Raw genomic sequence first — 22,543 nt, forward strand, 5'->3', positions numbered from 1 at the left:
CTTCTGCACCTTACCGTTCCCTCTGGGCTTCTGCCCCTGGCTGGCAGGGATGACGGCGGCAGCCGAGACTCCGAACTTGTCAATAAATTGAGAATGAATTATCATTATCAGTAATGTCAGACTTTCAAGACTGGGCCTCCATTCCCATCACAGTGCTGTGCGGCTTTCTCGGCGCGGGCAAAACCACCCTTCTCAACCACCTGCTGCGGCAAAGCGAGGGCCGCAAAATCGCCGTCATCGTCAACGAATTCGGTGCGGTCAACCTCGACGCCAGTCTGGTCGTCAAGACCGACGAGGAAACTATCGAACTCAGCAACGGCTGCATCTGCTGCACCCTGCGCGGTGACCTGCTGCAAGCCGTGGACAGACTTCTGAGCGAACGGAAACTCGATTACATCCTGATCGAAAGCACCGGTATCGGTGAGCCCCTGCCCATCGCCCAGAGCTTCTGCCTGACCCCCGAGGAACTGGAACTCGACCCTGAAATTCCGAACCTGGTGGGCCGTGTTCACGTGGACGGCATGATCACCGTGGTCGACAGCCACCAGTTCTTCGATCTGTGGAACCGCCAGGACGCCATCCCCGGCGACGACCAGGATCGCGGGTTCGGTGAACTGCTGGCCGAGCAACTGGAATTCGCGGACATCGTGGTGCTGAACAAGACTGATCTGGCGAAGCCCGAGGACATCCGGCAACTCAGGGAACTGCTGGGCATCACCAATCCCCGCGCCCGCATCATCGAGGCCGCGAAAGGGCAGGTGCCGGCCGAGGAAGTCTTGAACGTCGGCCTCTTCGATGTGGAAGCCAGCATGCAGATGGACGCCTGGATGGAGGAACTGGAGCAGGAGCACACGCCCGAAAGCGAGGAGTTCGGTCTGGGGACGTACATTTACCGCAGCGACCTTCCCTTCGATGCCGACCGTTTCCACGAGGTGCTCGTCAAGGGCCTGCCACGCAACATTATTCGCAGCAAAGGGTGGGTCAATTTCGGGGACGGCGTCGCCACCCTGTGGAATCACACCGGGCGGCAACTGGCCCTGGAACAGGCGGGCATGTGGAACGACCCCAGCCAGGCCTTCAGCGAAATCGTGTTTATCGGCCAGCAACTGGATGTTCAGCAACTGGAAGCCATGCTGAACAGCGCCCTGGCAAAGGAAATCGCCGAGATTCACTGACCCCGGTTCCAAAGGAAGGTAGAGAGCAATGAGTAGAGAATGTTACCTGACAGGCAAGAAGAACAAAGTCGTCAACTCGGTCATTCGCCGGGGGAAAGCCCGTGCCGACGGGGGTGTGGGCCGCAAGACCACCGGCATCACCAGACGCACTCAGAAAGCCAATCTCCAGAAGAAATTTATCCGTGAAAACGGCCAGGTCAAGCGCGTGTGGTTCAGCGCGAACGCCCTGCGTACCCTGGCCAAGGGCGGATTTTCCGGCATTGAACTCGTTTAGAACATTGGACAAAAGAATGGAGTGCTTTTTGTCCGAGCGGCGCGAGTGAATTCAGACGAGCAGAACGAAGAATGGAGTCATATAGAAGTCATTACACGTATGACGGAATTCGGAGACCTGCTCCAAGACTGACTTCGATTGCACGGCCCAGAAGCCATAAGGCCAACCGGGTGGTACTGGAACGTAGAGCAGGCGATTCAGACACTCTCTGAACCGCCTGCAAAAAAAATGGACTCACAGAATGGCCGGAGGTCAACCATGACGGAACGCACACGCACCAATGAAGGCGCTGGGGGAAGCCCTGTATCAGGTCAACGCATCCCTATCACCGTCATCGGCGGTTTTCTGGGGGCCGGCAAAACGACGCTGGTCAACCACCTGCTGCGCCAGACCCCGAAGCGCGTCGGCGTGATCGTCAACGAATTCGGCAAGTTGGGTGTGGACGGCGGCCTCATCGAGTCACTCACGGACGACGTGCAGGAATTGACCGCCGGGTGCCTGTGCTGCTCGGGCCGGGACGACCTGATTCGCGCCCTGGTCGCGCTGGCCTACCGGGCGCAACAGGAGTGAGGCCCTCCCGAGCACGTCCTGATCGAGTTGAGTGGCGTGGCCGATCCAGTCCCCGTCCTGCACACGCTCCTCGACCCGGACGTGAGGCGCGTGTTCGCGCTGGACGGCCTGGTGACGGTGGCGGACGCCCGTACACTGGTGAGCGCCCTGACCGAGAATCCGGAAGTGGCGCTACAACTGGCCTACGCGACGGCTATCGTGCTGAATAAGAGTGACCAGGTGACCCCGCAGGGGCTGGACACCGCCATGCGTGTGGCGGCCGGGCTGCAACCTCTGGCCAGGATTCTTTCCACCCAGCACGCCTCGGTGAATGCCCACGAGATCATGAATCTGCATGGTTTCGACGAGCACTGGATCCCCCCGCCCGTGCAGACCAATCACACGCCCGGCCTGAAATCGTTCACGCTGGAAGCCGATCAGTGCCTGTCGCTGTGGGGCTGGCAGGCGCTGACCGAACGCATTGTCACGCGCCCTGGACACGTGCTGCGTGTCAAAGGCCACCTGAGTCTGGACGCCCACCCCGAGCGGCTGCTGGTGCAGGCCGTCCGGGATGTCATGACCATTGAGCCCACCGGCCAACCCCGCGACAACACCTGCCAGCTGGTCGTGATCGGTCGTGACCTGAACCGCAGTGAAGAACGCGAGTTTTTTGCGCGGGCGCTCACTTTTCAGCCGTCAAACCCGCTGGCAAGGACTGGCGTGGCGGCTGAGAGATAACACGGACTCGGATTGAATCGCTGACGAAGTGAGTCAATCCGAGCGAAGCGGGTTGCGGTGTGTTTAACGAAACAGACGGATAAGGATCAATTCTTCGGCTGGTTCTGTTCGCGTTGTTGCAGCAGTTCTTCCAGCCTGTCCACGTACCCTTCCAGCGTGCGGAAGGTCGCCTCCACGGGCTCCGGGGTCAGCATGTCCACGCCCGCTTCCTTCAGGGCTTCGATGGGGTCGAGTTCACCGCCGGATTTCAGGAAGCGCAGATAATTTTCCTGGGCGGCCTGCGGGTCACGGTCGAACATTTCCAGCAGCTGGTGCGCGGCGCTAATGCCGGTCGCGTACTGGTAGGCGTAGAAGTTGGCATACAGGTGCGTGGAAAACTGCATCCACAGGCTGCCGCTGCGGTCGTGATCCATGCTCACGCCGTCGCCGTAGCCCTCTTTCAGCAGGTCGGCCATCAGGTTGATCATGTCCGGGGCGCTGAGGCTGCTGCCGGCCTCGATGCGCCTGTAGCATTCCAGCTCGAAGGCGGCCAGGGTGGGCATGATGAAGAAGTAACGGTGGAAGTTGCTCAGCGCCTCCTCGATGATCTGCACCTCGAATTCGGTGTCGCCGGCCTCGCGGGCTTGCCTTAGCAGATGCTTGCGGCTCATGGCCTGGTTGAAGTTGCTGGCGACCTCGGCATGAAAGAGGGTGTAGCGCGGGATGCTGAAGGGCTTCTGGAAACTGGACAGCCACGAGTGCATGGAGTGGCCGATCTCGTGCGCCAGGGTGCTGTAGCTGAACATGGTGTCGTTCCAGGTCATGAAAATGAAGGGTTTGACCATGCCGCCGCTCGTGCTGTAGGCGCCCTGGCGTTTGCCCTCGTTTTCGACGTAATCCACCCAGCGCTCAGTGGTCAGGCCTTTGACCATCTCATTCACGTAGTCCTGGCCCAGCGGAGCCATGCCACCGGCGATCCAGTCCACCGCCTGCCCGTAGCTCACGTGGCGGCGCGGCACCAGCGCGGCTTTCACGTCGTACTCGCGCAGCTCGGGCAGTTTCAGCCAGGCCCTGCGCACGTTCCAGTAACGGTGCCAGATGGGCGTGTTGCGGCGGTAGGTGTCCAGCAGCGTGGTCACCACGGCGGTGGGGATGTTGTCGGGCGCGAGGCTGGCGCTGATGGCGTCCGGGTAGTGGCGGGCGCGGGCCAGAAAGACGTTCTGCCGCACGTTCGTGGCGTACATGGCAGCCTGACTGTGCTTGGCGGCCAGGTGCGCGTCGGCGTAGTTCTCCCACGCTTCACGGCGCACCTCGCGGTCTTCGCTGGAGGTCAGGGCGTCCACGTTCCCCTGCGTGACCTTCTGCCCCCCGGCCTTCCCGAAATCCAGGTCCATGTTCGCCAGCGCCGGGTGAATTCCACGCTCGGACGCGAAAGGGGCCTGCACCGCGCCCAGCAGCGCCTCGACTTCGGCGGAACGCACGTGCGGTTTATTGCGCAGAATGCGCGACAGGCGCACCTGCTGATCCCTGAATTCCGGGGTGTCCAGCCAGCCGCGCAGCTTCTGCTCGTCCAGCGCCAGCAGTTCCGGCCGGGCAAAAGCAGTCGTGCTGCTGTACTGCGAGGCCAGGCCCACCGAGCGGTCACGTCGGGCGGCGGCTTCCGCGTCCTTGCCGTCCACGCTGGCGCCCATGGAGGCGTAATTCATCACTTTCGCCAGTTCCACTTCCACCGCGTCGGCGGCGTTCAGGTAGGCCAGCAGCCCTTCAGGCGTGCCCAGTTTCCCGGCGTGCTCGGCCAGGCCGGCAATCTTGCCCGGCAGGCCCTGGCTGGCCTCCTCCCACGCCGCCGTGCCGGCGTAGATGGCCTCGATGTCCCACGTCTGATCCTTCGCAGCGTCTGCCCGGCGGGGCAGCCCCTTCGCCTGATGTTGAGTCATGTCCAGAGGCTAGCAAAAAGAGCGGCTGGCTGCTGATTTCTGATGAACAGCCTGATGAACAGGCAGTCACTTCGCCGGCACTGAGCGGGCGCCACCTGGGCTTCACCCCCTCATGTTTTTCCCGGCCTCTGAAACTTTCGCGCGCTATGGCCGTTTCACGTTCGGAAAGGAGCGCGGCAGGTGACGCCACAGCAGCAGGGTGGCAGCCAGGCCCAGGCCCGCCAGCGTGACCAGGCCCCAGCGCGGCCCCAGCACCCACTCGCGGCTGATCAGCTTACTGGCGATCAGGGCTCCGGGCGGCCCCATGCCGGCCAGCACGAAGGTGTACAGGCTCATGACGCGCCCGCGCAGCTCGTCGGGGATGCTGAGCTGCACGGTGCTGTTGGCGCTGACCAGCAGGGACAGCATCCCGAACCCGCAGACCGCCAGCACCGGCAACGCCAGCAGCGGGCTGGGCGTAAAGGCCAGCAGGGCCGCGCTGGCCGCCAGAATTAGCGAGCCGACGCGTAGGTTGCGTAGCGGGTTGGGTTTGCTGGCCTGCCACAGCGCCCCGGCCATTGCCCCGATGCCGAAAGCGGCGGACAGCAGCCCGAAACCGCCCTCGCGCTGACCGTACACCACGCGGGCAAAGTAAGGAATGATCACGTTGAAGTTGACAGTGGTGAGGCTCAGGGCACCGACCAGCAGCATCACGTTGCGCACGGCGGGGGTGCGGCGCACGTAACGCAGGCCCTCCTTCACGTTTTCCAGCATGCTGTCGCTGCGGGCCATTTCGCGTTCCGGGAAGGGCAGCGTGGCGATCACGTAGATCACGTAGAAGAACGACAGCACGTTCAGGTAGTATGGAAAGGCCAGGCGCGAGAGGTTGTCCTCGTTGCCGCCCGCCAGCAGGCGCACACCCAGCGCCGCCACCACGCCGAACAGGGCCTGCCCGACTGTGCGGCTCACGTTGAAAGACAGGCTGTTGAGGGCCACTGCGTTCGGCACCGAGTCGCGCGGCACGAAATCCACCACCATGCTCTGGCGGGCCGGCATGTCAAAAGCGTTGGCCATGCCCGCCACAAAAGCGATGCCCAGCACCATCGGCAGGGTGACGATCCCCAGGTGCGTGGTGATCCCCAGCGCCAGGGCCGTGAACATCAGCACCACCTGCGTGATCAGCAGCACCCGGCGGCGCGGCACGCGGTCAATGACCGCCCCGGCGAACAGAGAGAACAGCAGGCTGGGCATGAATTGCGCCACCGTGACCCAGCCCAGCGCCGCGCTGCTGCCGCCTGTCAGTTCAAGCACCAGGTACTGCTGCGCGGTCGTCTGCATCCACGACCCCACCAGCGAGAGCAGTTGAGAAATCCAGTAGCGCCGGAAATTGGGGTGTTGAAGGGCCGCAAAAGTGCTGGCGGCCCAGTTCCTGAGGCTGGCGGTCACCGCGACAGCATAGGCGCATAGATTGGCGCTCACCAACTGTCACGCCGCCGGTAAGGGGTCACAGGACTGGTGGCAGTCACCGTTTATGGCAGGCTCTTACTTCACGCTCAATATTAAGCCGTCTTCAAAGCCTGTCACACCAGGCTAAATGCATCAGGCGATCAGCATTCTGAACCTTTTGATAGGCGGTTATTTATCGTCCCTGCGCCTTTTGGCTGATCTCGGGCGCAGCTGCTCCTGTCATACTGTGAAGTTTCCTTCATGAGGGCTAGCAAAGAGATTGCGAAACGTGTTACGTTACGCAGGTCAAGAGAATCTGAAGACCTGCTGAAGGCTTCATAAGCATCGCCCGCCCAACCCCCTGAGTGTAGGCCTGATGACCCATACCTTTGCCCGTCTGACCCTCCCCCTGCTGACCGCCGCCGCGCTGCTGTGCGGCCAGGCCTTCGCCCAGAGCCAGGCTGGCGCCGCCAGTGCCGATACCGTGACCGTGCAGCAGGGCGACACTGCCTACTCGCTGGCCCGCCGCGCCGGCATCACGGTGGAAGCCTTCCTGATCCTGAACGGCCTGAGCAGCCCGGACTTGAAGCTCGGTCAGACCGTGATCGTGCGCAGCGGTGTGCCCCCACATGTGGTGCAGCCCGGCGACACGCTTTACAGCCTGGCCCGCAAGTATGGCCTCAGCCTGGACGCCCTGAAGGCCGCCAACGAGTTGCCGCAGGACGGCACCATCAGCGTCGGCCAGAGCCTGCGTATCCCCACGCCCGGCGGCAGCGTCGTCACCCGCGTGGCCCCCACCCCGACCACCGTGGCTGCCGCTGGGCCGCAACTTCCCGTTGCCGTGACCGCCAGCGTGCCGGATAGCGAGGCCCCCAGCCTCCCGACCCCCTTACAGGGTGGGAATTCCTGGCGGGACGCCGCGATGTCGCTGATGGGCACGCCCTACGTGTACGGCGGCAACACCCGCAAGGGCATCGATTGCAGCGCCTTCGTGTTGCAGGTATTCACGCCCATGGGCATCAAGTTGCCGCGCGTCAGTGCCGACCAGGCCCGCGTCGGCACCCCCGTGAACGTCGGCAGCCTCCAGGCCGGCGACCTGGTGTTCTTCGACACTGCCGGTGGTGGCCGCGTGACCCACGTCGGGATTTACCTTGGCAACGACAGTTTCATCAATGCCAACAGCTACCGGGGGCAGGTCACGGTCGACCGCATGCTGAGCGACAAATACTGGGCGCCCCGCTATCTGGGGGCCAGGCGCGTCCTGCCCGACAACCTGATGGCCTCCAGGCCTTGAAAGCTGGCCTCCACTTCTGCTGTGAACGCCGCGCCTCCGCGCGGTTTTCTTTGCTTTTTGGCGCTGTTCTCCGAATTCCGGCCACAAGTCAGGCGCAGGCCTGATTCTTTCAGTCTGCATCCTGCTATAGAAGGACTACCCAAACATCGGGTAGCCCTTCACGGAGACGCAGGCAGCGGTCTATTTAAGCTTCGTCGCTGATGGCTTCGGTGTCCAGGATAGCGCGGTAGTCTTCCAGGTGCGCCCCTTCGCCCAGTTCCTTGGCGATCTTCTCGATGGCCAGGCGCACCACTTCGCTTTTGCTGATCAGGCGTTCGGGGCTGGACAGTTCATAGGCGGTACGGGTCAGTAAGGCGTCTTGCTCCTCGCTGATCACCACCTGTAGGCGTTTGCGTTCCTTTTTTGGCATGTGACTCCTGAACCGCCCACCCGCACAAAAAAGCCTGACCATGCTGGGATGAACTGCCGCTCAGCCTAGCACGCATCATAGGGGCGCTCAACATGGTCATGCCGTGAGTGTGTAGAGTACCACGCGTCTGCTGCACACGCGCCAGCACAGTCAGCTGTTGATAGGGAGTGGGTGAAGAACCTTCAGACCCCAGGTGGACAAGGGATGTGTAAGATGTGTAACATGCGACCAGGCTGAAGATCGTGTTTCTCTGTGTCAGAGCTGCCAGCGGCACGATTTTACCCCGCATACACCCACCCGCGCCCCGGCGCATGACAAGGAAGGACTGAACCCATGCAACTGACCCCACTGCACGTCCAGGGAGGCCGCGAACTCAGCGGCGAGATCGCCATTCAGCACAGCAAGAACGCTGCATTACCGATCATCGTGGCCAGCATGCTCAGTCCGGAGCCCATCACCCTGCACGGCATTCCGCGCCTGTCGGACGTGTACACCATCCTGGAAGTCATGCACCACGTCGGCACCCAGCACACCTGGACTGGCCCTAACAGCCTGACCCTGGTCACGCCGCGCATTGTGAACACCGAGGCGCCTTACGCCCTGGTCAACAAGATGCGGGCCAGTTTCATCGTGCTGGGCGCCCTGCTGGCCCGCGCCGGTGAGGCCACCGTCAGCATGCCCGGCGGCTGCGCCTGGGGGCCGCGCCCGGTCGATCAGCACGTCAAGGCCTTCCGCGCCCTGGGGGCCGAGGTCAGCGAGGAGAACGGCAACTTCCACGCCAGGCGTCAGGGCAGTCTGCACGGCAAATTCATTTTTGAACTGCTGACGGTGGGGGGCACCCACAACGCCATTCTGGCCAGTGTCCTGGGCGAAGGCACGGTCACGCTGGAAAATGCCAGCATCGACACCGATGTCGTCGACCTGATCGAGTTTCTGAATACTCTCGGCGCGCGAATCGAGGGAGCCGGCACGAATACCCTGGTCATTCATGGGGTGCCGGCCCTGCACGGCGGCGAGTACACCGTCATTCCGGACCGCATCGAGGCAGGCACTTTCATGATGCTGGCCGCCGCCACGGGAAGCCGCCTGACCCTGAGGAACGTGCGCCCCGATCACCTGACCGCCGTCAGCGCTAAACTCCGTGAAATGGGCGTCACTATCGAGGAAGACGGCAGCAGTATCACGGCGGACGCCCGTGACCGTGACCTGAAGGCCGTGAACGTGACCACCCAGAGTTACCCCGGGTTTCCCACCGATCTGCAACCCCAGATGAGCGCCCTGCTGGCCACCGTGCCCGGCACCAGCGTGGTGCAGGATCCGGTATACCCGGATCGCCTGACCCACGTGGCCGAACTGCACCGCATGGGGGCCAACATCACCGTGAGTGGGTACACGCAGGTGATCCAGGGTACCAGGCTTCATTCTGCGCCCGTCAAGGCCGCCGATCTGCGGGCCGGCGCAGCCCTGTTCATCGCGGGCCTGACCACCGGCGGCGAAACGGTCATCGACGGCGTGCAGTACCTCAACCGGGGCTACGAACGCCTCGCGGAGCGGCTGCGCGGTCTGGGGGCGAATGTGATGCAACCCGAACCGGCCCTGGCGGCCATGGACTGAACTGAAGAACGGTTCGGCGCTCCGGCCTTGAAAGGAGAGCGCCTTTTTCTACCAACCTGACAATTACAGGCCATACGCCGTGAGGCCTTTTGCATACAGCGCATGGCTGACACTTTAGGGTTTACAGCTTGACGGTATCGTTCTTGCCCATGTCGGGCTGTTCACCCTTGATCAGGCCTTTGGCCATCTGAAAGAGCGAGCGCACCTTACCGTCGCTTTCCCAGAACTCCGCGCCGCTGGCGTTGATTTTAATAAGTTGAATGTTCGGATCTTCCTTGCCTTGCGGGAAGTACGCCTTGTAGAAGTCGCTCCACAACTCGTCCAGTTTGGCCCTGTCTTCCAGCAGTTCCGCCGTACCGTTCACGCTCAGGTAGGTGCCCTTGTCGGGGTTGGAGAAACTGACGTTGACCTGGGGGCGGGCCCGCATATCCGCGACGGCCTCGGTATCCTTGGCGCCGATGAACCACAGGTCGCCGTCGTACTCCTTTTCCTGGGTCGTCATGGGCCGCGCGTGCAGGTGCCCTTCGGCGGTCGTGGTGGTCAGCATGGCAAACTTCACGTCCTTGACGATGCCGGCCATGATCTTGATCGCTTCTTCCCGGGTGGTTTCGCTCATGACTGCACCATGCCGGCTGCTCCCGGCGGCGTTGGGATGCAGGCTCACCGTCTGAAGCCTTCCGTCAGCTTGCGTGAACCTGCCCTCAAGACGGGCGGTGAACCTTCTCCGGAACGTTGCGCACCAGAATGACGCCCAGCACGAAGAAGACGGCGGCAATCCCGAAAACCAGCGTATACCCCATGTTGGGGCTCTGCGCGTTGCCCCAGTCCAGAAGCCGGCCCTGCGGCGCCCCCACGAACTGCGGGGCCACGAACGCCACGTGCCAGATGCCCATGTCGCGGGCGTAGCTGCTTTCGCTGGGCATGGCGTCGCTGCCCAGCGCCCAGTCCACGCTGGTAAACGCCCCGAAGCCCAGCCCGAACAGCAGTGCCAGCAGCAGCGCTGCCGTGAAGTTAGGCGCGAACAGCAGCAGCAGCGCCACCGCCGCCATCAGGCCGCCCGCCACGTAAATCACCGGTTTACGGCCCGTGCGGTCACTGATGCGTCCGCCGATCAGCGCCGAGGCGATGCTGCCCACTATGATGCACGCCAGCATGATGCTGGTGGCGTTGGCGGGGTCGCCCTGCCGCATGACGTCCTTGTTGTAGTACTGCAAGAAAGGCTGCACGCTGTACTGCCCCAGCGCGAACAGCACGCGGGTCAGGAAGACCCACAGGAAAGGCTGGTGCGCAAACAACTGCGCCACCGACAGCTGCGGCGCGCTCTGGGAGGGAACCAGGCGGTCGGCCTGCGCCGGCACGCCGCGCATGGTCACCAGCGCCGGCAGCAGCAGCACCAGCCCCACCAGCAGGTAGGTCGCTATGCCCGGCAGGTGCAGCAGGCCGATCACCAGCGCCGCCACCGCACCCAGCAGTTGCCCACCCGCCTGGAGCATCGCCATGACGCCGCTGTAACGCCCGCGCTGTTCGGGCGGCACCAGTTGCGGAATCAGGGCCGAGTAGGGCGCAGTGGCGTAATTGTTGCCGAACTGCACCAGCAAAAAGCCCAGCACGTACACCCAGAAGCCGGCCACGCCGCTCAGGGACGCGGCGGCCAGTGCCATGACCAGCAACCCCGCCAGGTTCACGCCCAGGCCCAGGCGAATGTAAGGAATGCGCTTTCCGGTGCGGTCACTGTGCGCCCCCACCAGCGGCGGCAACACCAGCGCCATCACCGCCCCGATGGCGGTCAGCAGACCCAGGTAGGTGCCCTTCTGCCCCTCGCCAACAAACTTCACGACATCCCCCGGCATCAGGATCAGCAGCAGCACCAGCCAGTGAAAGGCTGTGCCGAACCAGAAGGCCGAGAGGACAGCGGGACTGATGGGCGCGGCAACGGGGCGGTCGGCGGACAGGCTCATGTGCCTTTCAGTGTAGTAGACGTTCGCCTGCCCGCTTCCGGCTTCAGTTCTTCGGCCGGTCGTCCCGGCCCACCGGAACTGGTGAGCCCCGGGGCCTGGTGGCTGGACAGGATGGCCCGCAGGCCGCGCAGACACACCTCGCGGTAGTCGGCCAGCGAGGGCTGCTGCTCGGCCAGGAACTGCATGCTCAGGCCCTCGACCAGCGCCCGCAATTGCCGCGCCTGCTGCTCGGCCACGCCTGGCGCGCCGGAGGGCACGAAAAGCTGCGTCAACTCCAGATCGAGTCGGCGGGTCTCGTTCAGGAATTCGCGTTGCAGGGCCAGCAGTTCCGGATCACGGGTGGCGGCCCCCAGGAAATCGAGCGTGACCGTGTAAAAGCGCCGGGTACTCTCCAGGCTGTAAAACTGGTTTTCCACGAACGCCCGTAACTTCTCCTCGGGCGTGCCGGCCTGCCGCAGGGCGCGGCGCGTCGCCACCGCGACGGTGCGCGTGAAGCGGCGCATCACGGCGCTCAGCAGGCCGGCCCGGCTGCCGAAGTGATACACCAGCGTGCCCCGGCTCACGCCCGCGTGCGCGGCGATGTCCCCCAGCGTCACACCCGCGAAGCCGCGCTCGTACAGGGCCAGGTAAGCGGCTTTTTCCAGCGCCGCCCGCCGCAGCCTGTCCTGAATGGGGTTGACGGTTCGCGCCATGTCTGGAGCATACCGGCCGCCGGGCCACGTCGGCACCTATCACCGCCTCTGGCCTGCCGCTGAAGGCGTTCTCCCGCGCCGCGCCTGGCCTCATGTTTACCTCATGGCATGGGTGAAATCGGTATACTTTGGCCTGCATGCTGTCCATTGGCCCTTACGTGGTAGTCCGTGAGATTTCCACCCGCACCGCCGCTTCCCTGGGCGCGCGCGGCAAGACGTACCGTGCCACGGACAGACTGACCGGTATCCCCGTGCTGCTGCACCACCTGCCGGCCCTGAGCGGCCTGCCGACATTGCCCGCGCACCCGGCACTGCTGCCCTTCACGGACATCGTGGTGCAGGCTGGCGAGGCTTACCTGGTCACCGAACTGCCCCCCAACGCTGTGCCAGCCCGCGAACCCCTGCAGGCGGCACGTGGGGCGCTGCTGGCGCTGGCGGTGTTGCACAAGCAAGGGCTGGCGCACGGCGGCATCGACGCAGCGCAACTCTGGAGTGTCGACGGGCCGGTGCGCCTGGCTGGCGGGGGCCGCCACGCGCTGGGGGGCGAATTCACGGTGGCCCGCGACCTGCACGACCTGGCCACCACCCTCAGCGACCTGGGCCTGAGCGACCTGGGAGCGCTGCCCCCTGTGCTGGCCTCGCTGCAAACGTCACCGGACGGCCTGGACGCCCGCCAGGTTCTGGCGCTCTTGGCCGAGGAGGCCCCAAGCCACTCGCCCGGCCCGGCGGCGCCCGGGAGCGAGCCGCGCGGCGTGAAATTCCAGTCTCGCGACCTCGCGCCGGCCACGCCTGCCGGCATCCTGCCCAACCTCAATCCGTTGAGCCTGCTGAACCCCAGTGCGCCCCTGCCGCAGACGCCTTCCTTTGTGACCGAAGCGGTGCTGACCAGCGTCCACGAACCTCGCCGCAGCAGCACCGATCCCGGCGTGCCTGCCCCGCCCCTGCCCTTTACCCTGGACATGGATCAGTGGCACCTGCCGGACTATATCGACACCAGTGCCCATGTCCCTGCTGCGGGCGATGCTGTTGCTGGCAATACTGTGGCCGGCGTCCCTACAGTGGTGCCCGCCGACGAGGCAACCCCCGCCAGCACGGCCAGTCTGGAGTGGACGCAGGTCGAACGCCCCCTGCACCAGAGTCCTACCCCGGAAGTCAACTCCACCCCGGACCTCACGCCCCCGCCTCCTGAGGAGCATGGTGTGGTGCGCCAGGGCCGCCAGGTCAAGGCCGCAGCCAGCCAGGCCCTGCAACGCCTGAAAACCGACGGCCAGCGTCTGCGCCACCTGCAGGAGATGCGGCGCGATGAGGTGGCCGCGCAACTGGCCGCAGGGGGCGAGCCGGGGTCAGGTCTGGAAGCGCCAAATCTGGAGGAACTGGCCCGCACTGAGGCGCTGCCAGCAGAAGACCAGGCCCCGCAGGTCGCTGAGACCCCGCAGGAACGCCGCCGCCGTGAACACGAGGCGCGTGTGCAGGAAGCTGCCCTGGCGGCCCAGCTGGCGCAGACGCGCGGCATGGTTTCCCCCGCCTCCAGCCCCCCAGGCCCCAGTCATGCCGCCCCTAGTCATGCAGAATCCGCCCCGGCCCAGGAGGAACTGGCGCTGCCCCCCCGCCAACTGAAGGGTGTGAAGATGCGCTGGGACGAGAAAACCGCTTCCTGGCAGCGGGTGACGGGCGAGGGCGGACGTGACGTGACTGCCCGACCTGCCTGGCTACTTCCCGCCCTGCTCGGTCTGGTGCTGCTGCTGGGCCTGCTGGTCTGGGGCCTGAGCCGGCGCCCGGCCGCCGCCCGCGCCGCTCCGGCAGCAGCCGGACAGTGCTGTACGGTGAATTTCCGGGTCAGTGGCGGCGGCCGGGCCAGCATCAGCATCCTGAACACCACCAGTCGTGGACGCTGGGCGCCCGGTGAGGTGATCGGGAAAGTGCCGGGCACCCTGAACCTGCCCGGGCCGGGCCAGTACAAACTCGGCGTGACCAGCGAGGGTTTCTCACCGGCCAACGTGGACGTGACGGTGCCCACCAGCCAGCCGGTCACCATCCGCCTGGGGCCATAGCACCTGGGGCTTTCATGTCCCAGGCTGGACAGTCGCGGGCGGGCAACTCGCCCAGTCCCCCACTCCCGTGACACAATCAGGCCGTGAGCGTCGTCATCCTTGATTTCGGTAGTCAATTCACGCGCCTAATTACCCGGCGATTCCGGGAACTGGGCGCCTACAGCGTCATTCTGCCCGGCAGTGCCAGCCTGGAACGCATCCAGCAGGAAAACCCCCAGGGCATCGTCCTGTCGGGCGGTCCCAGCAGCGTGTACGACGAGCATGCCCCGAAACCTGCGCCCGGCGTCCTTGAGCTGGACATTCCTGTTCTGGGCGTGTGCTACGGCATGCAGTACCTGGCGCAGCAGGCCGGTGGGGACGTGCAACGTGCCGGCAAACGCGAGTACGGCAAGGCCGACCTGACCGAGTATTCCGGCGACCTTTTTCAGGGCATTCAGGGCGAGTTCGTCGCCTGGATGAGCCACAGCGACTCGGTGACGCAACTGCCTGGGGGGTACGAAGTCTGCGCGAAAACCGAGGACACGCCTGTGACCGGGATTCAGAACAGCCAGACGAAGCGCTACGGCGTGCAGTTTCACCCGGAGGTCGTTCACACACCCAAGGGGGGGCAACTGCTCGCCAACTTCCTCGATATCTGCGGTGTCGAGCGCGACTGGAACGCCGAACACATCGTCGACGAACTGGTGGCAGATGTGCAGAAGCAGGTCGGAAACGGCAAAGTCCTGCTGGCTATCTCGGGGGGTGTGGACAGCTCAACCCTCGCGCTGCTGCTGGCGAAAGCCGTGGGCGACCGCCTGACCGCCGTGTTCATCGATCATGGCCTGTTGCGCCTGGGGGAACGCGAACAGGTCGAAGCCGCGCTGCGGCCGCTGGGTGTGAACCTGATCACGGTCGATGCCCGCGAACAGTTCCTGGGCGAACTGAAAGGCGTGGACGACCCCGAGCAGAAGCGCAAGATCATCGGTCGCGAATTCATCCGCGCCTTCGAGCGTGAAACCGCGCAACTCGGTTCCTTCGATTTCCTGGCGCAGGGCACGCTGTACCCGGACGTGATCGAGTCGGCCGGCGGCCCCCACTCCGACAAATCTGGCGCGGCCAACATCAAGAGCCACCACAATGTCGGCGGTTTGCCCGAAGACCTGAAGTTCAAGCTGGTCGAGCCCTTCCGCACCCTCTTCAAGGACGAGGTGCGCGAAATCGCCCGCCTGCTGGGCCTGCCCGAGCACATCCGCATGCGTCACCCCTTCCCCGGCCCCGGCCTGGCCATCCGTTGTCTGGGCGAGGTGAGCGAGGAGAAGCTGGACATCCTGCGCCGCGTGGACGACATCTTCATTTCCGGCCTGCGTGAATTCGGGCTGTACGATGGCTGCTCTCAGGCGCTGGCCGTACTGACGCCTATCCGCAGTGTGGGCGTTATGGGCGACGAACGCACCTACAGTTACACCGCTGCGCTGCGTGCCGTGACCACCGACGACTTCATGACTGCCGAGTGGGCACGCCTGCCCTACGATTTCCTGGCCACCATGAGTAACCGCATCGTCAACCAGGTGCACGAGATCAACCGCGTGGTGTACGACATCACCGGCAAACCGCCCGCCACCATTGAATGGGAATGAACTAAGCCGGACTCTGTGAGGAGGACAGAAATTCCTGCACGGTATGGAGTTTGGTGTCGGCGGAAGAAGTCTAAACCTTGATTCCCTGCGCTCCAGCGGACAGAGACACAGCTCTTGCTACACCTGAGTGCAATAACTCAGCTGTGCATGCACCAGCTGCTTGAGTTGTCGAACATCTGCCAGCCTGGCCCGACGCCGAAGGGCTGGGACGCGACTCTGGTCAAATGCTGGCCCGGTAGTTGCCGACTCTGGAAAGGTGCAGGACACCAAATTTTGAGGCTTGAACCAAAAGTCCCTGCTGTGTGCTGGTTGTGCGTAGGGGCTTTCCCTATCCCTCTTCAGTCAGCTTCATGACCTCATCGTCTTTGTCGAGTGCCACGCCCTGTTTCAGCGCCGCCGACTTGATGCGGCGGGCGGCGTCCAGCTTTTCCTGCTGCCGAACTGGGTCTGGTTGAAGCGGGCCACGGCGCCGCGCACATGCTGGGCGTCGTGAATGGGCAGGTGCCGCTCGCCGCGCTTGTCGATGTAGGCGAAATCACAGTCTTTCAGGTTATCGCGTTCCTGGCTGGTCAGTTCTGACATGGGTGGGCCTCCTGCCCCAATGCTGCGCGGCGGGGTTAAGAAGACGGGTTCATGCCGCTGGAGCCCGCTTCATGCGGCGGGCTGTGGCACAATGCCGTGATGCCGGATGAGTCGCACATTTCCCTTTTCTCCGGCGCCATGGGCCTGGACCTGGGGCTGGAAGGGGCTGGGTTTCACACGGTGGCGGCCGTCGAGCTTGACCGGGCGGCGCGGGAGACGATTGCTGTGAATGCGCGGCGACGTGGGCATGACCTGTTCATCGGTACGGACATCACGCAGCTTTCCGCCGCCGACCTGCTGGCCGCCACTGGGCTGAGACGCGGCGAGGTCACGCTGGTCAGCGGTGGGCCGCCCTGTCAGCCCTTCAGCACGGCGGGGCGGCGGGATGCCCTCAACGACCCCAGGGGCAGCCTGTTCCGCGATTTCCTGCGAATGGTGGAGGGCGTGCAGCCGCGTTTTTTCATTATGGAAAACGTGCGGGGCCTGCTGTCCGCGACCCTGCGTCATCGCCCCATTGCCGAGCGGGGTGGGCGGCCCAACACGCCCGAGGAGGAGCGCGGCTCGGCCTTCGCGGTAATCCTCTCGGAGTTCGGACGCATCGGCTACAGCTTTACCTACGGGCTCTTGAACGCCGCCGATTACGGCACGCCCCAGACGCGGGAACGGGTGATCATCCTGGGCAGCCGCGATCACGAACCGCTGCACTTGCCCGCCCCGACCCACTCACCGGATGGTGAAGGGCGGCCGCGCTGGCGCACCGTGCGGGACGCCTTCACGGATTTGCACGACCCGCAGCCGCAGTTTCAGCCTTACAGCGAAACTCGCCTGCAATACCTGCGCCTGGTGCCGGAGGGAGGCAACTGGCGCAGCCTGCCGCCCGAACTGATTCCGGCGGCGATGGGCGGTGCCTACCAGTCCGGTGGTGGCAAGGTCGGGTTTTACCGCCGCCTGGCCTGGAACCGACCCGCGCCCACCGTGACCACCAGCCCGGCGCAGAAAGCCACGGACCTGTGCCACCCCACGCTGCACCGGCCCATCAGTGTGCGTGAGGCCGCGCGCCTGCAGGGCTTCCCGGACGACTGGGTGTTCGCCGGGAACGTCACACAGCAGTACCGCCAGATCGGCAATGCCGTGCCTGTGCCGCTGGGCCTGGCGGTGGGCCGGGCCTTGCAGTTGGTCGGTGAGGCAGCCAGCAGGGAAATACCGGTGGCGCAGCCTTGAGCTGTCACGTCGCAAGTGAAAGTCATGACCTAACGGACGTTTGTTAAGATAGAGAAACATGCCAGACCATTCCCCCAGCGCCCCGGCGCACCCTGCCTCCGTGTCCACCTGGGCCACAGAACTGGCGCGCCTCGCCGCCGACCAGCAGAAAGTTCGCGCGGGTGGCGGTGCCAAAGCCCAGCAGCGCCAGCACGAGAAAAACCGCCTGACCGCCCGTGAACGCGTGGGGCAGCTGTGCGACGACGGCGCGCCCTTCGACGAGTTGATGACCTTCGCCGGGTACGGCATGTATGAGGAGGTCGGCGGTTGCCCGTCCGGCGGCACCGTCACCGGCATCGGCATGGTTCAGGGCCGCCCCTGGATGATCATCGCCAATGACGCCACCGTGAAAGCCGGGGCGTTTTTCCCGATCACGGCCAAGAAAGTGATCCGGGCGCAGACGATTGCACTGGAAAACCACCTGCCGGTGATCTACCTCGTGGACAGCGCAGGGGTGTACCTGCCCATGCAGGATGAGATTTTCCCCGACCAGGACGACTTCGGTCGGGTGTTCTACCTGAACGCCCGCATGAGCGCCCTCGGTATTCCGCAGATTGCCGCGATCATGGGCAATTGCGTGGCGGGCGGCGCGTACCTGCCGGTCATGTGCGACACCCTGATCATGACCGAAGGCTCCGGGCTGTACCTCGCCGGGCCGGCACTTGTGAAGGCCGCCATCGGGCAAGTCGTCGAATCCGAGGAGCTGGGTGGCGCCAGTATGCACAGCGCCATTGCCGGAACCGTGGACTACAAGGAACCGGACGACCAGCACGCTCTTGCGCGCGTTCGTGCCCTGGCCGACCTGTACGCGCAGGGGGAACTGGCCCCGTTCGCCAGGCGCCGCAAGGACACCGTGCCGGCGCCGCAGCGTGACCTGACGTCACTGGTCAGTTTTGACGGCAGCAAGACCTACGACGTGCGCGACCTCATCAAATCCATCACCGATGGGGGAGAGTTCCACGAGTTCAAGCCCGAGTACGGCGAAACGCTGGTGTGCGGCTTTTCACGCATCGGGGGCTACCCGGTGGCCTTCGTGGCCAACCAGCGCACCGTCATCAAAAAGAAACTCAAGAGCGGCGGTGAACCCGGCCTGCGCACCCGCATCGAGGTCGGCGGCGTCATTTACGGCGACAGCGCCGACAAGGCCGCCCGCTTTATCCTCGATGCCAACCAGGCGGGCGTGCCGCTGGTGTTCCTGAGTGACGTGACCGGCTTCATGGTGGGCCGCGACAGTGAACAGGAAGGCATCATCCGGCGCGGCGCAAAACTGGTGAACGCCGTGAGCAACTGCGTGGTGCCCAAGATCACCATCATCACCGGCGGCAGTTTCGGGGCCGGGAACTATGCCATGAACGGCAAGGCCTACGCGCCGCGTTTCATCTATGCCTGGCCCAGCGCCAAGTACGCCGTGATGAGCGGCAACGCCGCTGCCAAGACCCTGCTGGACATTCAGGTGGCTGCCCTGAAACGCGCCGGACACCCGCCCGACGACGAGGAACTCCAGAAACTCTACGACGAAGTGAAGGCCAAGTACGACACCGAACTTGACCCGCGCTACGCCGCCTCACGCCTGTGGGTGGACGACATCATCGAGCCGAACGACACCCGCGACCGGATTATTCGCGCTCTGGACGCCTGTGCCCAGAACCCGAGGCAGGAAGAACTGAAAGTCGGCGTGTTCCAGGTTTGAAAGACGCCGGGACAGCGGCGCTCTGACAACGCTTTAAAGCTGTATTCATCCTCTCACCCCTGCGAGGCGCTTATGGATCTGGAACTGATTAAACAGCCTCTTATTCCACCGACCCCGGTATTGGCGCAGAACCACCACCTGACCACCGAGCAGGCCGGGGCCATGCGGGCCATGCCGAGCACCGAGTACTGGGAAGCCATGGCGAAGGAACTGGAGTGGGGCCGCCAGTGGGACAGCGTGCTGGAAGGCGGCCTGGGCGATTTCAAGTACTTCCCCGGGGCGCTGGGCAACGTCAGCGTGAACTGCCTGGATCGCCACGCCCGCAAAGACCCGTTGAAAGTGGCGCTGTACTACGAGCGCGAGGACGGCCTGACCGAAACGTGGACGTACGAGCAGCTCACCACCGAAACGGCCCGTTTTGCCGCCGCCTTGCAGGATCTGGGCGTTCAGAAGGGTGACCGGGTGGCCGTGCTGCTGCCCAACACGCCTGCCGCCTTCATCGCCATCCAGGCGTGTTACCGCATCGGCGCGATCTACTCGGTTATTTTCGCGGGATTCTCGGCCTCGGCCGTTCGGGATCGCCTGCTGGACGCCCAGCCGAAAGTGGTCGTGGTCGCGGACGGCTCGCTGCGGCGCGGGAAGATCGTGCCCCTCAAGGAAACGCTGGACGAAGCGCGCCAGGGGATCGGCAGCATCGAGAAAGTCATCGTGGCCAAGCAACTGGGCGACCATTACCCCGGCCTGCACGTGACCTATCACGCCGACGAAGTGCACATGGCCGACCTGATGGAGCAGACCACCCGGCTGGCCGACCCCGTGATGCTGGAAGCGAACGACCCCGGCTTCATTATTTACACGTCCGGCACGACCTCTAAACCCAAGGGGCTGGTGCATTCCGGGCTGGGTTTTTTGGTGGGGACTTACGCGAACGTGAAGTGGTCGCTGAACCTGCAACCCCAGGACGTGTACTGGTGCACGGCGGACGTGGGCTGGCTGACCTTCCCGATTTTTGCGCTGGTGGGGGGCCTGGCGAACGGCGCGACCCTGGTCATCTACGAGGGCAGCATCGACGCGCCCACGCCCAGCCGCCCTTACCAGATCATCGGGAAGTACCACGTGAACAAGGTGTTCACCGCCCCCACCGCCCTGCGCATGATGCGCAGGGCCGGGCCGGAAGCCCTGGCCGGCGTGAACCTGGGCCACGTCGACCTGGTGGCGCTGGTGGGCGAGCCGCTCGACCCGGAGACGTGGCACTGGGCCACCGAAACCTTCGACTCGTTCGTGAACAACACCTACGGGCAGACCGAAACGGGAACGGCCTGGGCTTCGGCCATGGTGGGCCTGACCCCCACCAAACCCGGCTCGTGCGGCGAACCGCTGCCCGGCTACCGCGCCGAAGTCGTGAACGACAGCGGACAGCCCGCGCAGTCCGGTGAACTGGGGTACCTGACCCTCACCGAACCGTTCCCGTGCCTGGCCCGCACCATCTGGGGCGACCACCAGCGTTACCTGGACACCTACCTGTCCGAATTTCCGGGCCGCTACTCTGCTGCCGACGCGGCCGTGCTCGACGCCGACGGGCAACTGTGGGTGACGGGCCGCGTGGACGACGTGATGAACGTCTCCGGCCACCGCATCGGCACCATGGAGCTGGAGGCTGCCCTGATTACCCACCCCGCCGTGAGTGAGGCCGCTGTGGTCGCCATGACCGACGAACTGCGCGGGGCCGTTCCCGTGGCGTTCGTCGTCCCGCGCGCCGGACAGCCGGACACGCCGGAGTTGCGGCGCGAACTGGCGCAGGCCATCGTGGAGGGGGTGGGCAAGTACGCCGCGCCCGCCGCCGTGTACGTCGTGCCGACTTTGCCGCGCACCCGCAGTGGCAAAATCATGCGGCGGCTCCTGCGTGACCTGCTGGAAACCGGACAGGTCAAAGGAGACACCAGCAGCCTGGAAAACCCCGACGCGCTCGATATCGTCAGGCAGCACCTTCAAAACCACTAGAGCCGTTGTGCGAATTGCGTCAGGCCGCCCAAAAAAGGCCCTCCGTTCTTCTGGCAAATACTCTAAACTCCCTTCAAAGCGAGGATAAGAAAAATGGCACACCATCACTTCCACCCCACCGATGACCAGCGCACCATCATCTCCAGCCTCAAGGCGTTCCTGAAAGACAGAGTCGAACCCGGCGCGGCAGAGCGCGACCAGACCAGCGAATTTCCGTTCGACATCGTGCGGGAACTGGGCGAAATGGGCATCATGGGCGCCCAGACTCCCGAGGAGTACGGCGGAAGCGGCCTGGACACCAAAACCTTCGCCATGATCATCGAGGAGGTGGCCGCTGTGGACGGCTCGCTGTGCCTCACTGTGGCGTCCCACAACAGCCTGTGCCAGGGCCACATCCTGATTGGCGGCACCGAAGAGCAGAAGCGAAAGTACCTGCCTGACCTTGCCAGCGCCAAGAAACTGGGCGCCTGGGGCCTGACCGAACCCGGCAGCGGCAGCGACAGCGGCGGCATGCACAGCAACGCCAAGGAGCAGCCCGACGGCAGCTGGATTCTGAACGGCAGTAAGAACTTCATTACTCAGGGCAGTGTTGCCGGAACGTACGTCGTCCTGGCGCGCACCGATCCGGCCCGCGAGGGCAAGAACAAGAATGACGGCATCAGCGCCTTCGTGTTCAACAAAGACGATGTGAAAGGCTTCAGCATTGGCCGTAAAGAAGACAAACTGGGTCTGCGCAGCAGCGACACCGCCCAGCTCATCTTCGAGGACATTCACCTGCCCGCTGACGCCCTGCTGGGTGAACGCGGCAACGCCTTCAAGGACGTCATGAAGGTGCTGGACGGCGGCCGGGTCGGCATTGCCGCCATGGGCCTGGGCCTGGGGCGCGGCGCCTACGAGTACGCCGCCAGGTATACCCTGGAGCGCAAGCAGTTCGGTAAACCCATCGCGTACAACCAGAACATCTCCTTCCGCCTGGCCGACATCGACACGAAACTTGAAGCGGCCCGCCTGCTTATCCAGAAGGCCGCCGCCCTGAAAGACGCCGGCGAGAACTTCACCGTGCCTGTCGCCCGCGCGAAACTGTACGCCACGGTGGTCGGCGTCGAGGCCTGCGACGAGGCCATTCAGATGCTCGGTGGCTACGGGTACATCAAGGAATACCCCGTGGAGCGCATGTGGCGCGACAACCGCCTCACGCGCATCGGCGAAGGCACCGACGAAGTGCAGCGCATGGTCATTTCCCGCGACGTGCTGAAACGCTTCGCGCAGGATTGAGGACAGCCCCACATCAGAAAGGGC

General features: G+C 64.4%; 18 protein-coding genes and 1 pseudogene. 12 read left to right on the top strand and 7 right to left on the bottom strand.

The window, feature by feature from the left end; genetic code table 11:
- Window positions 1-113: 113 nt before the first annotated feature.
- The 4 genes and pseudogenes from E5Z01_RS00470 to E5Z01_RS20290 all read left to right on the top strand — a co-directional run bounded on the left by E5Z01_RS00470 (window position 114) and on the right by E5Z01_RS20290 (window position 2,736).
- Window positions 114-1,175, top strand: coding sequence for a CobW family GTP-binding protein (locus E5Z01_RS00470; protein ID WP_135227585.1), 1,062 nt, complete (start codon window positions 114-116; stop codon window positions 1,173-1,175).
- A gap of 28 nt (window positions 1,176-1,203) precedes the next feature.
- Window positions 1,204-1,449: a 50S ribosomal protein L28 gene (rpmB, locus tag E5Z01_RS00475; protein ID WP_135227586.1), complete on the top strand. Its 246-nt coding sequence runs from the start codon at window positions 1,204-1,206 to the stop codon at window positions 1,447-1,449.
- 258 nt (window positions 1,450-1,707) lie between these two features.
- Window positions 1,708-2,289: pseudogene (locus E5Z01_RS20285) on the top strand (CobW family GTP-binding protein); the annotation flags it as partial.
- Window positions 2,290-2,343: 54 nt separating this feature from the next.
- Window positions 2,344-2,736, top strand: a complete 393-nt coding sequence (locus tag E5Z01_RS20290) for a GTP-binding protein (protein ID WP_338069121.1) — start codon at window positions 2,344-2,346, stop codon at window positions 2,734-2,736.
- 86 nt (window positions 2,737-2,822) lie between these two features.
- Here the strand turns inward: E5Z01_RS20290 and pepF are convergent, their stop codons facing one another.
- Together pepF and E5Z01_RS00495 are read right to left on the bottom strand one after the other, a co-directional pair.
- Complete coding sequence (pepF, locus tag E5Z01_RS00490; RefSeq protein WP_135227587.1) at window positions 2,823-4,652, bottom strand: oligoendopeptidase F; 1,830 nt, start codon at window positions 4,650-4,652, stop codon at window positions 2,823-2,825.
- A gap of 144 nt (window positions 4,653-4,796) precedes the next feature.
- On the bottom strand, window positions 4,797-6,077 hold the full coding sequence (locus E5Z01_RS00495) for an MFS transporter (RefSeq protein WP_135227588.1): 1,281 nt from the start codon (window positions 6,075-6,077) through the stop codon (window positions 4,797-4,799).
- 376 nt (window positions 6,078-6,453) lie between these two features.
- Here E5Z01_RS00495 and E5Z01_RS00500 point away from each other — a divergent pair, with 376 nt between their 5' ends.
- Complete coding sequence (locus E5Z01_RS00500) at window positions 6,454-7,371, top strand: C40 family peptidase (RefSeq protein WP_135227589.1); 918 nt, start codon at window positions 6,454-6,456, stop codon at window positions 7,369-7,371.
- A 184-nt stretch (window positions 7,372-7,555) separates the two neighbouring features.
- Here E5Z01_RS00500 and E5Z01_RS00505 read toward each other — a convergent pair whose 3' ends face one another.
- The gene (locus E5Z01_RS00505; RefSeq protein WP_119766247.1) at window positions 7,556-7,780 is read right to left on the bottom strand and encodes a transcriptional regulator; all 225 of its coding nucleotides are present in this window, start codon (window positions 7,778-7,780) and stop codon (window positions 7,556-7,558) included.
- Window positions 7,781-8,113: 333 nt separating this feature from the next.
- Here E5Z01_RS00505 and murA point away from each other — a divergent pair, with 333 nt between their 5' ends.
- Complete coding sequence (gene murA / locus E5Z01_RS00510) at window positions 8,114-9,394, top strand: UDP-N-acetylglucosamine 1-carboxyvinyltransferase (RefSeq protein ID WP_135227590.1); 1,281 nt, start codon at window positions 8,114-8,116, stop codon at window positions 9,392-9,394.
- Window positions 9,395-9,515: 121 nt separating this feature from the next.
- Here murA and E5Z01_RS00515 read toward each other — a convergent pair whose 3' ends face one another.
- From E5Z01_RS00515 to E5Z01_RS00525, 3 genes are all read right to left on the bottom strand, one after another.
- Window positions 9,516-10,010, bottom strand: a complete 495-nt coding sequence (locus tag E5Z01_RS00515) for a pyridoxamine 5'-phosphate oxidase family protein (protein ID WP_119766670.1) — start codon at window positions 10,008-10,010, stop codon at window positions 9,516-9,518.
- 85 nt (window positions 10,011-10,095) lie between these two features.
- Window positions 10,096-11,352, bottom strand: coding sequence for an MFS transporter (locus tag E5Z01_RS00520; protein ID WP_135227591.1), 1,257 nt, complete (start codon window positions 11,350-11,352; stop codon window positions 10,096-10,098).
- Window positions 11,349-12,044, bottom strand: coding sequence for a TetR/AcrR family transcriptional regulator (locus tag E5Z01_RS00525; RefSeq protein ID WP_135227592.1), 696 nt, complete (start codon window positions 12,042-12,044; stop codon window positions 11,349-11,351). The genes E5Z01_RS00520 and E5Z01_RS00525 overlap by 4 nt, the downstream gene beginning before the upstream one ends.
- Window positions 12,045-12,181: 137 nt before the next feature.
- On the opposite strand from E5Z01_RS00525, the gene E5Z01_RS00530 reads away from it, so the two are divergent.
- Window positions 12,182-14,095, top strand: a complete 1,914-nt coding sequence (locus E5Z01_RS00530) for a hypothetical protein (protein ID WP_135227593.1) — start codon at window positions 12,182-12,184, stop codon at window positions 14,093-14,095.
- Window positions 14,096-14,178: 83 nt separating this feature from the next.
- Window positions 14,179-15,711 (top strand): glutamine-hydrolyzing GMP synthase, encoded by a 1,533-nt coding sequence (guaA, locus tag E5Z01_RS00535; RefSeq protein WP_135227594.1) that lies wholly within the window; start codon window positions 14,179-14,181, stop codon window positions 15,709-15,711.
- A gap of 387 nt (window positions 15,712-16,098) precedes the next feature.
- Here guaA and E5Z01_RS00540 read toward each other — a convergent pair whose 3' ends face one another.
- Window positions 16,099-16,293, bottom strand: a complete 195-nt coding sequence (locus E5Z01_RS00540) for a hypothetical protein (protein WP_167757697.1) — start codon at window positions 16,291-16,293, stop codon at window positions 16,099-16,101.
- Between the two features lie 51 nt (window positions 16,294-16,344).
- On the opposite strand from E5Z01_RS00540, the gene E5Z01_RS00545 reads away from it, so the two are divergent.
- The 4 genes from E5Z01_RS00545 to E5Z01_RS00560 all read left to right on the top strand — a co-directional run bounded on the left by E5Z01_RS00545 (window position 16,345) and on the right by E5Z01_RS00560 (window position 22,519).
- Window positions 16,345-17,514, top strand: a complete 1,170-nt coding sequence (locus tag E5Z01_RS00545) for a DNA cytosine methyltransferase (protein WP_205750458.1) — start codon at window positions 16,345-16,347, stop codon at window positions 17,512-17,514.
- Between the two features lie 58 nt (window positions 17,515-17,572).
- Entirely contained in the window at window positions 17,573-19,243 is a 1,671-nt protein-coding gene (locus tag E5Z01_RS00550; protein WP_135227595.1) for an acyl-CoA carboxylase subunit beta, read from the top strand.
- Between the two features lie 72 nt (window positions 19,244-19,315).
- Window positions 19,316-21,244, top strand: a complete 1,929-nt coding sequence (locus E5Z01_RS00555) for an acetate--CoA ligase (RefSeq protein ID WP_135227596.1) — start codon at window positions 19,316-19,318, stop codon at window positions 21,242-21,244.
- 93 nt (window positions 21,245-21,337) lie between these two features.
- Entirely contained in the window at window positions 21,338-22,519 is a 1,182-nt protein-coding gene (locus tag E5Z01_RS00560) for an acyl-CoA dehydrogenase family protein (RefSeq protein ID WP_135227597.1), read from the top strand.
- Window positions 22,520-22,543: the final 24 nt, after the last annotated feature.

The sequence above is a fragment of the Deinococcus fonticola genome (assembly GCF_004634215.1).
In the GTDB taxonomy this organism is placed as follows: Bacteria; Deinococcota; Deinococci; order Deinococcales; family Deinococcaceae; genus Deinococcus; species Deinococcus fonticola.

Excerpts from the sequence above, each read along its gene's own strand:
- E5Z01_RS00525 (WP_135227592.1), bottom strand. The coding sequence starts at position 12,044 with ATGGCGCGAACCGTCAACCCCATTCAGGACAGGCTGCGGCGGGCGGCG.
- E5Z01_RS00555 (WP_135227596.1), top strand. The coding sequence starts at position 19,316 with ATGGATCTGGAACTGATTAAACAGCCTCTTATTCCACCGACCCCGGTA.
- rpmB (WP_135227586.1), top strand. The coding sequence starts at position 1,204 with ATGAGTAGAGAATGTTACCTGACAGGCAAGAAGAACAAAGTCGTCAAC.
- E5Z01_RS00550 (WP_135227595.1), top strand. The coding sequence starts at position 17,573 with ATGCCAGACCATTCCCCCAGCGCCCCGGCGCACCCTGCCTCCGTGTCC.
- E5Z01_RS00505 (WP_119766247.1), bottom strand. The coding sequence starts at position 7,780 with ATGCCAAAAAAGGAACGCAAACGCCTACAGGTGGTGATCAGCGAGGAG.
- E5Z01_RS00500 (WP_135227589.1), top strand. The coding sequence starts at position 6,454 with ATGACCCATACCTTTGCCCGTCTGACCCTCCCCCTGCTGACCGCCGCC.
- pepF (WP_135227587.1), bottom strand. The coding sequence starts at position 4,652 with ATGACTCAACATCAGGCGAAGGGGCTGCCCCGCCGGGCAGACGCTGCG.
- E5Z01_RS00545 (WP_205750458.1), top strand. The coding sequence starts at position 16,345 with ATGCCGCTGGAGCCCGCTTCATGCGGCGGGCTGTGGCACAATGCCGTG.
- E5Z01_RS00530 (WP_135227593.1), top strand. The coding sequence starts at position 12,182 with ATGCTGTCCATTGGCCCTTACGTGGTAGTCCGTGAGATTTCCACCCGC.
- E5Z01_RS00520 (WP_135227591.1), bottom strand. The coding sequence starts at position 11,352 with ATGAGCCTGTCCGCCGACCGCCCCGTTGCCGCGCCCATCAGTCCCGCT.
- E5Z01_RS00515 (WP_119766670.1), bottom strand. The coding sequence starts at position 10,010 with ATGAGCGAAACCACCCGGGAAGAAGCGATCAAGATCATGGCCGGCATC.
- E5Z01_RS00560 (WP_135227597.1), top strand. The coding sequence starts at position 21,338 with ATGGCACACCATCACTTCCACCCCACCGATGACCAGCGCACCATCATC.
- E5Z01_RS00540 (WP_167757697.1), bottom strand. The coding sequence starts at position 16,293 with ATGTCAGAACTGACCAGCCAGGAACGCGATAACCTGAAAGACTGTGAT.
- E5Z01_RS00470 (WP_135227585.1), top strand. The coding sequence starts at position 114 with ATGTCAGACTTTCAAGACTGGGCCTCCATTCCCATCACAGTGCTGTGC.
- E5Z01_RS20290 (WP_338069121.1), top strand. The coding sequence starts at position 2,344 with ATGAATCTGCATGGTTTCGACGAGCACTGGATCCCCCCGCCCGTGCAG.
- murA (WP_135227590.1), top strand. The coding sequence starts at position 8,114 with ATGCAACTGACCCCACTGCACGTCCAGGGAGGCCGCGAACTCAGCGGC.